Source organism: Pseudomonas sp. 5Vm1k, from assembly GCF_056161485.1.
Genome location: NZ_JBSPCZ010000007.1, coordinates 1 through 13,581 on the forward strand (window position 1 = coordinate 1; position 13,581 = coordinate 13,581).

The 13,581-nt window shown below is 59.5% G+C and carries 15 protein-coding genes; 9 read left to right on the top strand and 6 right to left on the bottom strand.

Going from position 1 to position 13,581, the window contains the following annotated elements; translation table 11 throughout:
* Positions 1-381 precede the first annotated feature (381 nt).
* Together rhtA and ACWIKB_RS15295 are read left to right on the top strand one after the other, a co-directional pair.
* Positions 382-1,269 carry a threonine/homoserine exporter RhtA gene (gene rhtA / locus ACWIKB_RS15290; RefSeq protein ID WP_475267869.1) on the top strand — a complete coding sequence of 296 codons (888 nt, stop codon included), beginning with the start codon at positions 382-384 and terminating at the stop codon, positions 1,267-1,269.
* A 173-nt stretch (positions 1,270-1,442) separates the two neighbouring features.
* Positions 1,443-1,724: a hypothetical protein gene (locus ACWIKB_RS15295; protein ID WP_041069802.1), complete on the top strand. Its 282-nt coding sequence runs from the start codon at positions 1,443-1,445 to the stop codon at positions 1,722-1,724.
* Here ACWIKB_RS15295 and ACWIKB_RS15300 read toward each other — a convergent pair.
* A complete protein-coding gene (locus ACWIKB_RS15300; RefSeq protein WP_475267870.1) occupies positions 1,711-2,289 on the bottom strand; it encodes a TetR/AcrR family transcriptional regulator in 579 nt (192 codons plus the stop codon). The two genes, ACWIKB_RS15295 and ACWIKB_RS15300, sit on opposite strands and share 14 nt — an antisense overlap.
* 92 nt (positions 2,290-2,381) lie before the next feature.
* On the opposite strand from ACWIKB_RS15300, the gene ACWIKB_RS15305 reads away from it, so the two are divergent.
* On the top strand, positions 2,382-3,110 hold the full coding sequence (locus ACWIKB_RS15305; RefSeq protein WP_475267871.1) for an SDR family oxidoreductase: 729 nt from the start codon (positions 2,382-2,384) through the stop codon (positions 3,108-3,110).
* A 37-nt stretch (positions 3,111-3,147) separates the two neighbouring features.
* Positions 3,148-3,738 (top strand): 2-hydroxychromene-2-carboxylate isomerase, encoded by a 591-nt coding sequence (locus tag ACWIKB_RS15310; RefSeq protein ID WP_475267873.1) that lies wholly within the window; start codon positions 3,148-3,150, stop codon positions 3,736-3,738.
* 45 nt (positions 3,739-3,783) lie between these two features.
* On the opposite strand, the gene ACWIKB_RS15315 is transcribed toward ACWIKB_RS15310, so the two are convergent.
* The 4 genes from ACWIKB_RS15315 to ACWIKB_RS15330 all read right to left on the bottom strand — a co-directional run bounded on the left by ACWIKB_RS15315 (position 3,784) and on the right by ACWIKB_RS15330 (position 8,006).
* Entirely contained in the window at positions 3,784-5,592 is a 1,809-nt protein-coding gene (locus tag ACWIKB_RS15315) for an aminopeptidase P family protein (protein WP_475267875.1), read from the bottom strand.
* Positions 5,593-5,657: 65 nt separating this feature from the next.
* Complete coding sequence (locus ACWIKB_RS15320; RefSeq protein WP_475267877.1) at positions 5,658-6,815, bottom strand: aminotransferase class V-fold PLP-dependent enzyme; 1,158 nt, start codon at positions 6,813-6,815, stop codon at positions 5,658-5,660.
* Between the two features lie 206 nt (positions 6,816-7,021).
* A complete protein-coding gene (locus ACWIKB_RS15325) occupies positions 7,022-7,636 on the bottom strand; it encodes a LysE family translocator (protein WP_475267879.1) in 615 nt (204 codons plus the stop codon).
* Positions 7,637-7,736: 100 nt separating this feature from the next.
* Positions 7,737-8,006, bottom strand: coding sequence for a hypothetical protein (locus ACWIKB_RS15330; protein ID WP_475267881.1), 270 nt, complete (start codon positions 8,004-8,006; stop codon positions 7,737-7,739).
* 390 nt (positions 8,007-8,396) lie between these two features.
* On the opposite strand from ACWIKB_RS15330, the gene msuE reads away from it, so the two are divergent.
* From msuE to ACWIKB_RS15350, 4 genes are all read left to right on the top strand, one after another.
* Positions 8,397-8,960 carry an FMN reductase gene (msuE, locus tag ACWIKB_RS15335; protein WP_475267882.1) on the top strand — a complete coding sequence of 188 codons (564 nt, stop codon included), beginning with the start codon at positions 8,397-8,399 and terminating at the stop codon, positions 8,958-8,960.
* Positions 8,961-8,970: 10 nt separating this feature from the next.
* The gene (ssuD, locus tag ACWIKB_RS15340) at positions 8,971-10,116 is read left to right on the top strand and encodes an FMNH2-dependent alkanesulfonate monooxygenase (protein WP_475267884.1); all 1,146 of its coding nucleotides are present in this window, start codon (positions 8,971-8,973) and stop codon (positions 10,114-10,116) included.
* A 138-nt stretch (positions 10,117-10,254) separates the two neighbouring features.
* Complete coding sequence (locus ACWIKB_RS15345) at positions 10,255-11,442, top strand: acyl-CoA dehydrogenase family protein (RefSeq protein ID WP_475267886.1); 1,188 nt, start codon at positions 10,255-10,257, stop codon at positions 11,440-11,442.
* A 22-nt stretch (positions 11,443-11,464) separates the two neighbouring features.
* Positions 11,465-12,568, top strand: a complete 1,104-nt coding sequence (locus ACWIKB_RS15350; protein ID WP_054052190.1) for a sigma-54 interaction domain-containing protein — start codon at positions 11,465-11,467, stop codon at positions 12,566-12,568.
* A gap of 4 nt (positions 12,569-12,572) precedes the next feature.
* Here the strand turns inward: ACWIKB_RS15350 and ACWIKB_RS15355 are convergent, their stop codons facing one another.
* Positions 12,573-12,944: an antibiotic biosynthesis monooxygenase gene (locus ACWIKB_RS15355; RefSeq protein WP_054052187.1), complete on the bottom strand. Its 372-nt coding sequence runs from the start codon at positions 12,942-12,944 to the stop codon at positions 12,573-12,575.
* 95 nt (positions 12,945-13,039) lie between these two features.
* On the opposite strand from ACWIKB_RS15355, the gene soxR reads away from it, so the two are divergent.
* On the top strand, positions 13,040-13,507 hold the full coding sequence (gene soxR, locus ACWIKB_RS15360; protein ID WP_475267887.1) for a redox-sensitive transcriptional activator SoxR: 468 nt from the start codon (positions 13,040-13,042) through the stop codon (positions 13,505-13,507).
* Positions 13,508-13,581 lie beyond the last annotated feature (74 nt).

Sequence of the window (13,581 nt, forward strand, 5' to 3'; positions counted from 1 at the left end):
TTTTCAGAAGTTTTCAAAGTTTCCTCTGCAACTTCAACCACTTGCGCTTTCGATCTCTCGTTAGCGGGAGGCGAATTCTACAGCGTTACTCGCTGCTGTCAACACCTCTTTTTCAACTCCTTTTGCGCTTCGATGAACTGAAGCAACCTGCTGCCGAAACCTACGTAACTCTTTGTTTACCAAGGAGTTTTCCGTTTCGACTGCGCCGGAAGTGGGGCGAATTATAGACTTCCAGAATCTGCCGTCAAGCACTGATTTAGCTTTTCTATCAGGATGCTGAAAAACCCTGCTTATATATAGACGCGACCGAAACGAATGCGCAGTATATTGCCCAACACATAAAACAATACTTTCGCTTCCTACCTTGGACGATGCCTCGCAATGAATGACCAACCCCGCAGCCTTGCCTCGACCCTCTTTTCGGTTGGCCTGCTATTAATAGCCATGGCATCGATCCAGTCCGGAGCCTCCCTGGCCAAAAGCATGTTCCCCATTGTCGGCGCTCAAGGAACCACCACCCTGCGGCTGATCTTCGCCAGCGTGATCATGTTATTGCTACTGCGCCCATGGCGAGCGAAGCTCACAGCCAAATCCCTGCGCACCGTCATCATCTACGGGATGGCACTGGGCGGGATGAACTTCCTCTTCTATATGTCCTTGCGTACTGTCCCGCTAGGCATAGCAGTGGCTCTGGAGTTCACCGGGCCGCTGGCGGTCGCTATCTATGCCTCGCGTCGCGCCATCGACTTTCTCTGGATCGCACTCGCCGCCGTCGGTTTACTGCTATTGATCCCTACGGGAGCTGCAACGGCCGGAATCGATCTGATTGGCGCTGGTTATGCACTGGGCGCCGGTGCCTGCTGGGCGCTGTACATTCTCTTCGGCCAAAAGGCCGGGGCCGATAATGGTGTAACAACCGCCGCACTGGGCGTCATTATCGCCGCGCTGTTCGTCGCGCCTATCGGGATTGTTCACGCAGGCGCCGCACTGCTCACCCCGTCGCTGATCCCTGTGGCCATTGGTGTCGCCCTGCTATCCACCGCCCTGCCCTACACACTTGAGATGGTCGCCCTGACCCGAATGCCAGCACGCACCTTTGGCACGCTGATGAGCATCGAACCCGCATTCGGTGCGCTCTCAGGCCTGCTGTTCCTTCATGAGTACCTGTCCTTGTCACAGTGGATGGCCATCCTGTGCATCATTCTGGCTTCCGTCGGCGCGACCATGACCATGGGGAGTGCTGCCAAGCCCGTGGTCGCGGCAGATTGATACCGGAGTTGACGAAGGTCTGGTATTTGCCGCTCAATTAGGCCATGTTTAGGCCCGCAACCCAGCGCCACGCATGGACTTTTTCAAGATAGGGATATCGGAGTGCGTCAAGCGATAGTGACAGCGAACGCAGCCAGACCCGGGCGTAAGATCCGGGCCGCTTAAGGACAGTAATGAAACGAATTTTGATACTGATCGCCGTACTTGCAGTTGCGGGCTGCGCGGCGACCTCGAAAACCCAGGTCAAACACGGCAAGAAAGGGCTGCATATCAACTGTTCGGGGCTCTCGTCCTCGTGGGACAAGTGCTACACCAGCGCCGCCAATTCATGTGCGCCCAAGGGCTACAAGGTCATCGCCAAGTCGGGAGATGCTGTGGAAGAACCCGGCGACTATCCTTTCGGTCTCAACCCCGCCGGTTACACCAGTCGCAGCATGATCGTCATTTGCAAATAGCTTGATGCCGCCCGGCAATCTGGCGGCCAATCTCATCTTGACTGGATTGCAGCACGGCTCGCTGGATATCCGCAGTGGCCAGCATTCTGGCCACCACCAGCGCACCGATGCATTGCGACAGAATCGCCCAAGCCAGACTGTCGCTGTCCAGAATCCGCGCCCAACTCTCCTGAAGCCGACAAATCCACACCTCCGCCTGCTGGCGCACCAAGATGTCTGAACGGGCAATCTCGGCCCCCAACGCAGGCAATGCACACCCGGACTCAGGCTGTTCGACATGGGCCATGCTCAGGTAGTGCTTGAGACAGCGTTCCAGCCTCGCGCGATCCTGTTCACCCTGCCCACCCAACCGGGCCAGGCTCTGGCACAACTCGCGTTCGACGATTGCAGCGAATAGTTCATCCTTCGACGAAAAATGACTGTAGAAAGCCGCCCCACTCAACCCGATTGCTTTCATTAAGCCGTCGACACCAACGGTCGCAAAACCGGACTTCTTGGCCGACACCGCACTGCTTTCCAACAGCTTCTCTTTGGTTTCCAACTTGTGACTGGGCGAGTAACGCATTGCCTTTTCCTCAGGATTGATCGCCTTGACGCTGGCCGGATCTTAGCATAACGTCCGTTCAGTTAACGATCGTTTACCAAAGGGATCTACCCATGAATAACAAGAAGGTCGTACTGGTTGTCGGCGCTGGGGATGCTACCGGCGGCGCCATCGCCAAACGTTTTGCGCAGGAAGGCTTCATCGCCTGCGTCACCCGCCGCAGCGCTGACAAACTCCAGCCGTTGGTGGACGCCATCAAGGCCAGCGGCGGCGAAGCTCATGGTTTTGCCTGCGACGCGCGTAAGGAAGAGGATGTGATTGCGCTGGTGGAGCAGATTGAAACCCAGATCGGCCCCATCGAAGCTTTTGTCTTCAACATAGGCGCCAATGTGCCGTGCAGCATTCTCGAAGAAACCGCCCGCAAATATTTCAAGATCTGGGAAATGGCCTGTTTCTCAGGCTTTCTCAATGCTCGAGAAGTGGCCAAGCGCATGGCGACACGCCAACGGGGCACAATCCTGTTTACCGGCGCCACTGCCGGCATGCGCGGCGCCGCGGGGTTTGCGGCATTCGCCGGCGCCAAACACGGCATTCGCGCCTTGGCCCAAAGCATGGCCCGGGAACTGGGCCCTATGAACATCCATGTCGCCCACATCGTGGTCGATGGCGCTATCGACACCGACTTCATTCGCAACAGCTTCCCGGAAAAGTACGCGACCAAGGATCAGGACGGCATCCTCAACCCCGAGCACATTGCCGAAAACTATTGGTACCTGCACAGTCAGCCACGGGACGCCTGGACGTTCGAACTCGACCTGCGCCCCTGGAACGAACGCTGGTAAGCCCTCCCCCAATAACAATAAACAGAGTGCATCAACCATGAGCAAAACCGTGGAGTTTTACTTCGACCTTGGCAGCCCTGCCACCTACCTGGCGTACACCCAACTGCCGAAGATCTGCGCGCAAACCGGCAGCCAACTGATCTACATTCCGATATTGCTGGGCGGCGTCTTCAAAGCCACCGGTAACGCATCACCGGCAACCATTCCGGCCAAGGGTCGCTACATGTTTCAGGACCTGGACCGCTACGCCAAACGCTACGACGTGCCACTGAAGTTCAACCCGCATTTCCCGATCAATACCCTGATGTTGATGCGCGCCGTCACCGGCGTGCAATTGCGCCACCCAGAGCGTTTCCAGGACTTCATCGGTTGTTTGTTCACAGCGCTATGGGTGGAAGGCCGCAGCCTTGATGACCCGGCGACCGTCGCGGCCGTGCTGAAGGAAAACGATTTCGACCCGAACGAAGTGCTGGCCCTGACCGCCGATGAGGAAGTCAAAGCCGCCCTCAAGGACAACACGGAGAAAGCCGTGCAGCGCGGCGTGTTCGGTGCGCCGAGCATGTTTATCGATAATCAACTGTTCTTCGGCCAGGACCGACTGGACTTCGTCCTTGAAGCCCTGAGCTGAATGGCCTGAGCCAGGCGCTCGATTGAGCGCCTGAACTCAAGTCGATCAGATAGCCGCGGTCCGGGTGTTCAACCACTCAAGCGCCGCACCGTCGAGCAACGGACTCAAACGCTCACGCACTTCAGCGTGATAGCCGTTGAACCACTGTTTCTCATCCTCAGTCAGCAACGACGGCTCCAGGCAGCGAGTGTCGATCGGGCACAGGGTCAGGGTTTCGAATTTCAGGAATTCACCGAATTCGCTCTTGCCCGCTTCACGGTTCAACACCAGGTTTTCGATCCGCACTCCCCAACGGCCCGGACGATACGTCCCAGGCTCAATGGAAGTGATCATCCCAGGCTGCATCGCGGTTTGCGGTGCCGCAGCGGCTTGATAGGCAATCACTTGCGGGCCTTCGTGAACGTTCAGGAAGTAACCGACGCCATGCCCGGTGCCGTGGCCGTAATCAACGCTTTCCGCCCAGATCGGCGCACGAGCGATGGCATCCAGCAACGGCGACAAAATGCCCCGAGGGAATTGCGCACGGGACAACGCGATCACGCCCTTGAGCACCCGCGTGCAATCGCGCTTCTGCTCGTCGGTTGGCGCGCCGACCGGCACCATCCGAGTAATGTCGGTGGTGCCACCCAGGTATTGGCCGCCGGAATCAATCAGCAACAGACCATCACCCTCGATCACCGCGTGTTCTTCTTCGGTGGCGTGGTAGTGCGGCATGGCGCCATTGGCGTTAAACGCGGCAATGGTGTTGAAACTCAGCGACACATAATCCGGGCGCCGTGTGCGGGCCGCAGTCAGGTGTTCGTCGATGGTCAGTTCGGTGATGCGCTCACGGCCCCACGCGGACTCCAGCCAGGTGAAGAATTCGCACAACGCCGCGCCGTCCTGCTCCATGGCCCGACGAATATGCTCAGCGTCGTCCAGGCTTTTCCGGGATTTGGCCAAGGTGGTCGGGTTCAAGCCTTCCAGCAGTTTTACGCCGCTGTCCAGGTTATCCAGCAACCCGGCAGTGACGCGCGCCGGGTCGACCTGCAGGCTCGCGCCGCTCGGCACGGCGCGCAAGGCATCGGCCACTTCGCTGTAATCGCGCAGGGTCACGCCGTCCTGTTCGAGGATGGCGCGCAACTCGGCACTGACTTTGCTCAGGGCCACAAACAAAGTGGCCTGCTGCTGGCTGATCAAGGCGAAGGACACAAAAACCGGGTTGAACGACACATCGCCGCCGCGCAGGTTGAACAACCACGCAATGTCGTCGAGGGTGGCGATGAAATGCCAGTCGGCACCGCGTTCTGCCAATACCTCGCGCAACGTGGCGAGCTTCTCGACACGGCTGACTGTCGCTTGCGGCGGCAAGTGTTGATAAATCGGTTCGTTCGGCAGGTTTGGGCGATCGCTCCAGACTTCGCTCAACAGATCGATATCAGTGCGCAGACGGGCACCGCGCTCTTCGAGTTTGCCGCCCAGCGTGCGTGCCGAGGCCACCGCCATTACTGCACCGTCGACGGCAACGACGCCACCTTCAGGCGTTTGCTCGGCCAGCCAGTCCAGCGGCCCCGGTTGACCCGGTTGCAGCTTGACCAGTTCAATGCCGCTGCCCTTGAGCTCCTTGCTCGCTTGTTCCCAGTAACGGCTGTCGGCCCAGACGCCGGCGAAATCCGGCGTAACAATCAGGGTGCCGACCGAGCCGTGGAAACCCGACAACCATTGCCGACCTTGCCAGTAACCCGGCAGGTATTCCGACAAGTGCGGGTCGGCCGACGGCACCAACAGGGCGTGAATACCCTCGCGGTTCATCAGCTCACGGGTTTGCGCCAGGCGCTGGGGTACCAATCCATTGGTCAAAGGCTGCGTACTCATCATGTCTCCTGCTAACCACTTCATCATTATTGTTGAGTGCCGATCTGAGTCGGCGCTTTAACGGCTTATTGCCAGAACGCCGGGGCGCTGGCGTTAGCCGCTTTAATCAGTTCGATCGCTTGGTCGATGTCCTGCTCGGTGGTGAATCGCCCGAGGCTCAAGCGGATAGTGCGACCGGCCGTACGGGCGTCGTGCCCCAGGGCCAGCAACACATGGGATGGCGCATTGCTTGCGGAATTGCAGGCCGAGGTCGCGGAAAACGCGATCGAATGGCCCAGCGCCGCCGCGTTGAACTCGCCTTCATTGAAGGTCAGGCTCAAGGTGTGGGGAATACGTTGGGTAGCGCTGCCATTGAGGCGCACGCCGGGGAGGCTCAGCAGTTGTTCGAGCAAGCGCTCGCGCAGATGCACGATGGTGGCTTTCTCGTCATCGAACAGGGTCGCCGCCAGCGCAAACGCTTCGCCCATGGCGACGATCTGGTGCGTGGCGAGAGTGCCGGAACGCAAGCCGCCCTCATGACCGCCGCCGTGGATCTGCGCCTGCAAACGCTGTTGTGCCCGCGGGCCGACATACAACGCACCAATACCTTTGGGACCGTAGATCTTGTGTGCCGAAAACGACATCAAGTCCACTGGCCATTCGGCCAGATCGATCACGACTTTGCCCGCGCCCTGGGCCGCGTCAACGTGAAACAACGCGTCACGATTACGCACCACCTGCCCGATGGCCGGGATGTCATTAACCGTACCCAGCTCGTTATTCACCAGCATCAACGACACCAGAAAGGTGTCGTCGCGCATGGCTTCACTGACCGCTTGCGGTGTGATCAGGCCTTCGGCGTCCGGCACCAGATAGGTCACCGCCACACCGGCGTCCTGCAATTGTTTCGCGGTGTCGAGAATCGCCTTGTGTTCAATCTGGCTGGTGATGATGTGGCCGCCGGACACGCCTCGGGCCTGGGCAACGCCCTTGAGCGCCAGGTTATTCGATTCGGTGGCGCCGGAAGTCCAGACGATCTGCTCGGCCTGGGCACCTACCAACTCGGCCACTTGCTGGCGCGCCTGCTCGACCGATTGCCGGGCCTGCTGGCCGAACGCATGGGAGCTGGACGCCGGGTTGCCGAAATTGCCGTTGAAACCCAGACACTCGACCATGACCTTGATGACCCGCTCATCCACCGGCGTGGTGGCGGCGTAGTCGAAATACAACGGACGTTTATTCATAAAAAGACTCGCAGAGCGTGTTCCGGGATCAGGAGGCTCGTGACTAAATAGCTCAAAGCGTCGCCTTGTGAGCGACGCTGAATTATCCGCACGTCAGCAATACCTGATCGGAGGCCGTTAAAGAAGAACAACTTCATTTAAAAGTGCGTAGGAACGCTCCTGAAGTCGAGCTTAACAGGCATCGGCCAACCGGTTGAAGCAATGCGTCAGTGAAAGCTTTCGATCAACAACGGATACAGCGAAGCGACCAGCAGTAGAGCCATGCCCCAATTGAAGATCCGCAACCAGCGGCGATCCTTCAACACATTGCGCAACAACGTACCGCAACCGGCCCACACGCCGACGCTCGGCAGGTTGATCAAGGCGAACACCGCGGCAATCACGATCACATTGGTGAAGTAGCCCTGCATCGGCGTGTAGGTGCTGATGGCGCCGATGGCCATGATCCAGGCCTTGGGATTGACCCACTGGAATGCCGCGGCGCTGAGGTAGCTGATCGGTTTGCTTTCGCCCTGTTCGCTTTCGGACACCGGCCCGGAGTGAGCGATTTTCCACGCCAGATACAGCAAATACGCCGCGCCGACGTAGCGCAACACGGTATAGAGCAACGGATAGGTTTGAAACACCGCACCAAGGCCAAAACCTACCGCGACCACCAATACGAAGAAGCCGCAGGTGATGCCGAGCATATGGGGAATCGTGCGGTTAAAGCCGAAGTTCACGCCCGATGCCAGCAACATGGTGTTGTTCGGGCCGGGTGTGATCGAGGTCACGAGGGCAAACAGGGCGAAGCCCAGTAGCAGATCGAGCGAGAGCGTCATGGTGGCAGTCCGTCAGGGTCAGTCAGGTATTGACCCTATCGCACGCCTTGCGGGAAACCCACGGACAGTTGGGTAAAAGTTCGAGCAGTACAGTCGCAGATTAGCTTGGGCGACCGTGAAGGTGTACGGCACGTTCAGCATTCATTTCGCCTTGGCTATCGAAGCCAAACGACTTCTGTGGCTGGCCGAGCAATGCGGCTTTTTTCGCCTGGTATTCCTCAAAGGACAACCCTTGCCGATTCAAGGCTTCCATCGCCAGTTCCTTGGTTTCTTCGGCGGTGTAGGGCCGCAATTCCGGCGAAACATGGCTGGCACATCCGGCGAGGACAGAAACGGCGAGCAGCAAGGAAACAGTGAGTAAGCGGTTCATGGGGAGCGTCCTGACAAGGTTGTGTTTGGCGATGTGTGAAGGCTACGCCCGGCCCGCCCCGAGCAGAAATCAACGCTCTCGATAGTGGGTATCAGGGACCAGGCATCGGAGCGCCACATATTCAATAAAGATCTATAAATATCTTTTAATGATCTTTTACGGAATAACAACAAGCCTTTATAACAACCGCATCGCTGCACCTGCTGTTGCCCACGCAACTGTTGGCCTGGCAACAGTCATTCAACAAATGGCCCTGCCAGTCACACAGCCTGCGTTGACCGTAGCGCTGAAAGCCCCGGAATACGGGGCTTCGAAGGATTGGTACAGGTCTTGCTCAAGCCCAGTGACTCTTCACTGCTCCCTGAGCAACTGTTTAACAAGGAACTGATCATGTCGCGTCCATTGAAAGTCGTTGCCCTCTCCGGCGGTACCTGGCGTCCGTCCCGCACCTTGGTGCTGACCCAAGCGCTGTTGGCCGAACTCGGCGAGCAATTGCCGATCGAGAGCAAGTTGATCGAACTGGGCGACATCGCCCGGCCACTGGGTGCCGCCCTCGCCCGTCAGGAACTGAGTGCCGAAATCGAAGCCGAGCTGCAAGCCATCGAAAGCGCCGACCTGCTGATCGTCGCCGCACCGGTTTATCGCGGCTCCTATCCTGGCCTGCTCAAGCACCTGTTCGACCTGATCGACCTCAATGCGTTAATCAACACGCCAGTGTTGCTGGCCGCCACCGGTGGCAGCGAGCGTCATGCATTGATGCTCGATCATCAGTTGCGACCGCTGTTCAGTTTCTTCCAGGCCCTGACCCTGCCGATTGGCGTCTACGCCACCGAAGCCGATTTCTCGAATTATCAAATAACCAGTGAGCCCTTGAAGGCCCGCATTCGTCTTGCTGCAGAACGCGCCGCGCCGTTGTTTGGCGTGCACCCCAACAATCTGCTGAAAATCGCTTAAGGATCTCTTCATGGATGTTTTCTGGTTTCTGCCCACCCACGGCGATGGCCATTACCTGGGTACCACCCAGGGCGCCCGCCCGGTGACGCTCAACTATCTGAAACAGGTGGCCCAGGCCGCTGACAGCCTTGGCTACCACGGCGTGCTGATTCCCACCGGGCGTTCCTGCGAAGACTCGTGGGTGATCGCCTCGGCGCTGGTGCCGTTGACCGAACGCCTGAAATATCTGGTGGCGATTCGTCCGGGAATCATCTCGCCGACCGTTTCCGCGCGCATGGCCGCCACCCTGGATCGCTTGTCCAATGGCCGCTTGCTGATCAACGTGGTGACCGGTGGCGACCCGGATGAAAACCGTGGCGACGGAATCTTCCTCGATCACAGCGAGCGCTACGAAGTCACCGACGAATTCCTGCAGATCTGGCGTCGGGTGCTGCAAGGCGAATCCGTCGACTTCGAAGGCAAACACTTGCAGGTGCAGAACGCCAAGGCGTTGTATCCGCCGGTGCAAAAACCTTATCCACCGCTGTACTTCGGCGGCTCTTCGGAAGCAGCCCATGAACTCGCTGCCGAGCAAGTGGACGTGTACCTGACCTGGGGCGAGCCACCGGCTGCCGTGGCGGAAAAACTCGCCGATGTGCGTGAGCGTGCTGCACGCAACGGGCGCACCGTGAAGTTCGGCATTCGCCTGCATGTAATCGTGCGCGAAACCGCTGAAGAAGCGTGGAAAGCCGCGGACAAACTGATCGAGCACATCAGCGACGACACCATTGCGGCGGCGCAGAAGTCGTTCTCGCGTTTTGATTCCGAAGGTCAGCGGCGTATGGCGGCGTTGCATGACGGGCGGCGCGACAACCTGGAAATCGCCCCCAACCTATGGGCCGGCGTTGGCCTGGTGCGCGGCGGTGCCGGGACGGCGCTGGTGGGTGATCCACAACAAGTAGCGGCGCGGATCAAGGAATACGCGGACCTGGGGATCGAGAGCTTTATCTTCTCCGGTTATCCGCACCTTGAAGAGGCGTATCGCTTTGCCGAACTGGTATTCCCGCTGCTGCCGGAGCCGTATGCCAGTCTCGCGGGACGTGGTGTGACCAACCTCACGGGGCCGTTTGGCGAAATGATTGCCAATGATGTGCTGCCGGCAAAAGCCACAGCTTGACCAGGTAATTCCCTGTGGGAGCGGGCTTGCTCGCGAAAGGGTGTGTCAGTCAACCGTAATGCCGACTGACACGACGTCTTCGCGAGCAAGCCCGCTCCCACAAGGGATCTGCGTCGATTTCAATAAGGAATTCCCCGCGTGACGGCCAAACCACAAAGCGCCCTGCTCTCTCCCCTGCACACCGCCCGCCAATTGGCGGCCGAGTTTGCCCTGACCGCCGTCGAGCGCGACGAACGTGGCGGTACGCCCAAGGCTGAACGTGACGCCCTGCGCAACAGCGGTCTGCTCGCGCTGAGCATTCCCACCCAGTACGGCGGCCTCGGCGCCAGCTGGAGTGAAACCCTGAGCATCGTGCGCGAGTTCGCCAAGGTCGACAGTTCGATTGCCCATGTCTTCGGTTTCCATCACCTGATGCTCGCCACGGTACGCCTATTCGCCAAACCCGAACAATGGCAGCCATGGTTCGAGCAAACCGCGCGCAAGAACTGGTTCTGGGGTAACGCCCTGAATCCACTGGACACCCGCACCGTGGTGAAAAACCTCGGCGGCTGGCGTGAGTTTTCCGGAAAGAAAAGCTTCTGCTCCGGCGCCAGCGATTCACAGATGCTGATCGCCTCGGCGGTAGACGAAAGCGCTGGCGGCAAACTTTTGATCGCCGCCATCCCCAGCGGTCGCAGCGGCATCACCCTGCACAACGACTGGAACAACATGGGCCAGCGCCAGACCGACAGCGGCAGCGCCACCTTCGAACGAGTACGGGTCGAAGAGTCGGAATTGCTGCTCGATCCCGGTCCATTGAGCACACCGTTCGCCTGCCTGCGGCCGTTGATCGCGCAACTGACGTTCACCCATATGTTCCTCGGCATCGCAGAAGGTGCCTTCGAAGAAGCGCGGCAATACACCCTCACCGAAACCCGGCCCTGGCATAAATCCAGCACCCAGGACGTGCGGGAGGATCCGTATGTGCTCGCCCATTACGGCGAGTTCTGGGTTGCCCTCGAAGGCGTTCGCTTGTTGGTGGAACGCGCTGCCGACTTGCTCGACAAAGCCTGGGCCAAGGGCCCGAACCTCAGCGCCGAAGAGCGCGGGCATCTGGCGACGGCGATTGCCACGGCCAAGGTCGCCGCCACTCGCAATGGCCTGGAACTCTGTAGCCGACTGTTCGAAGTGACCGGCGCGCGTTCGACCCACGCCTCGCTGCGACTGGACCGGCACTGGCGCAACCTGCGCACGCAAACCCTGCACGACCCGGTGGATTACAAACTCCATGAGCTGGGTGATTGGGCGTTGAACCAGTCCCTGCCGATTCCAACTTTCTATTCCTGACCTTCTCTTCATGGAGCCTGCCATGCAACTGCTGACCCTACCGCCCTCGCCCGCCCTGGCCACGTCGATCCGCGCCACCGCGCAAGTGTTCGAAGACCCGAAATCCCAGGCCTTGCTCGCGCATTTGCAACAGGTCGCCCCGAGTGAAGCCAGCGTGCTGATCATCGGTGAAACCGGCACCGGCAAGGAATTGGTGGCGCGGCACATCCACAACCTCAGCGCCCGGCGCAACCGGCCATTCGTGGCGGTGAACTGCGGCGCGTTCTCCGAATCCCTGGTGGAAGCCGAGCTGTTCGGCCACGAGAAAGGCGCGTTCACCGGGGCGTTAAGCGCCAAGGCCGGGTGGTTCGAAGAGGCCGATGGCGGCACCCTGTTCCTCGATGAAATCGGCGATTTGCCGATGGCGATCCAGGTCAAGTTGCTGCGGGTGTTGCAGGAGCGTGAAGTGGTGCGCCTCGGCTCGCGCAAAAGCATTCCCATCAATGTGCGGGTGCTGGCGGCGACCAACGTGCAACTGGAGAAAGCCATCAACGCCGGGCATTTCCGCGAGGATTTGTACTACCGCCTCGACGTGGTCAGCCTGGAACTCAGCCCGTTGCGCGACCGTCCCGGCGACATCCTGCCGCTGACCCGCCACTTCGTCGAAGCCTACAGCCAACGCCTCGGCTACGGCACCATCACCATCAGCAAAGAAGCCGAGCTGAAACTGCGCAGCTACAGTTGGCCGGGCAATATCCGCGAACTGGAAAACGTGATTCACCACACCCTGCTGATCTGCCGCAACGGTGTGATCGAACGGGATGACCTGCGCCTGTCGAACATGCGCATCGAGCGTCAGGACGATCACCACGGCACAGTCGATGATTCACCGGAAGCCTTGCTCGACCGCGCGTTTCAAAAGCTCTTCGAAGAACAGGCCGGGGCGCTGCACGAGAAGGTCGAAGACGCGTTGTTGCGCGCGGCGTATCGCTTCAGCCATTACAACCAGGTGCACACCGCTGCGCTGCTCGGCCTGAGCCGCAACGTAACCCGCACGCGGTTGATCAAGATCGGCGAACTGGCGGTGAACAAGCGCCGGCCCACAGAAAATGTGCAGGGCGAGCGTTTGATGCAGTTGTCGATCTAGGCCCTTAGCCGGAATGCACCAGATTGCAGTGCAGCGCATCATCGTGACTGCGCTCCAGGCTGTGCAGCACCTGGAATGATCCGAAGGTCACGGTTTTCGCCTGATGGGCGCGGATCAGTTGCCAGAAATCCTGCTCGCCGCTTTCAAAGCGCTGAAACGCGGCTTCCCCGGCCTCGCGGGACTGCCATTGCAGGTAATTGAGCACCCGCCGGCCATCGTCGCTGGCCTGGATGCTCGCGCTCAAGAAGCCGCTGAAATCCTGGGCCAGGCGCTCAGTCTGCGCAGACAGCGCCGAGACCAGTGCGGGCTGTTGATGAGGCTCGATCTCGAATTCGATCAATTGGGTGAAACTGCGGTTTTTCTCTGACGTTTGCATGAATAGTCCCCACTCACCTTGAAACCGGATCTTGCGATCCGAAGGCCTGCAGGGTAAAACCTCAAGTTAACTAGAGGTCAAGAGGCTTTTTTCAAATGGTCACCTCGGAAAACCTGCACAAGGAACTCACTGTCGGCCAGGTCGCCGCCCGTAGCGGCGTGGCCGTGACCGCCCTGCACTTCTATGAAACCAAGGGTTTGATCAAAAGCCATCGCAACCAGGGCAACCAACGGCGGTATCCGCGGGAAGTGTTGCGGCGGGTGGCGCTGATCAAGGTTGCGCAACGGCTGGGGATTCCGTTGGCGGAGATTGCGGAGGCGTTGAGGTCGTTGCCGGACAATCGTGCGCCGACGGCGGCGGACTGGCAGGTGTTATCGGCGCAGTGGAGTCGGGATCTGGATCAGCGGATTCATCAGTTGACCTTGTTACGCGACCGGCTCAATGGCTGCATCGGCTGTGGGTGTTTGTCGATGGAGGCGTGCCCGTTGCGTAATTTTGGCGATGTGCTGGGGGAGCGTGGGCCGGGGGCGCGGCTGCTGGAATCGGGGATTGATCCGGAATAGTGGTGCGGCCTTCGCGAGCAAGCCCGCTCCCACAGGGGATTTGTGAGCGCCACAGATCCAGTGTGGGAGCGGGC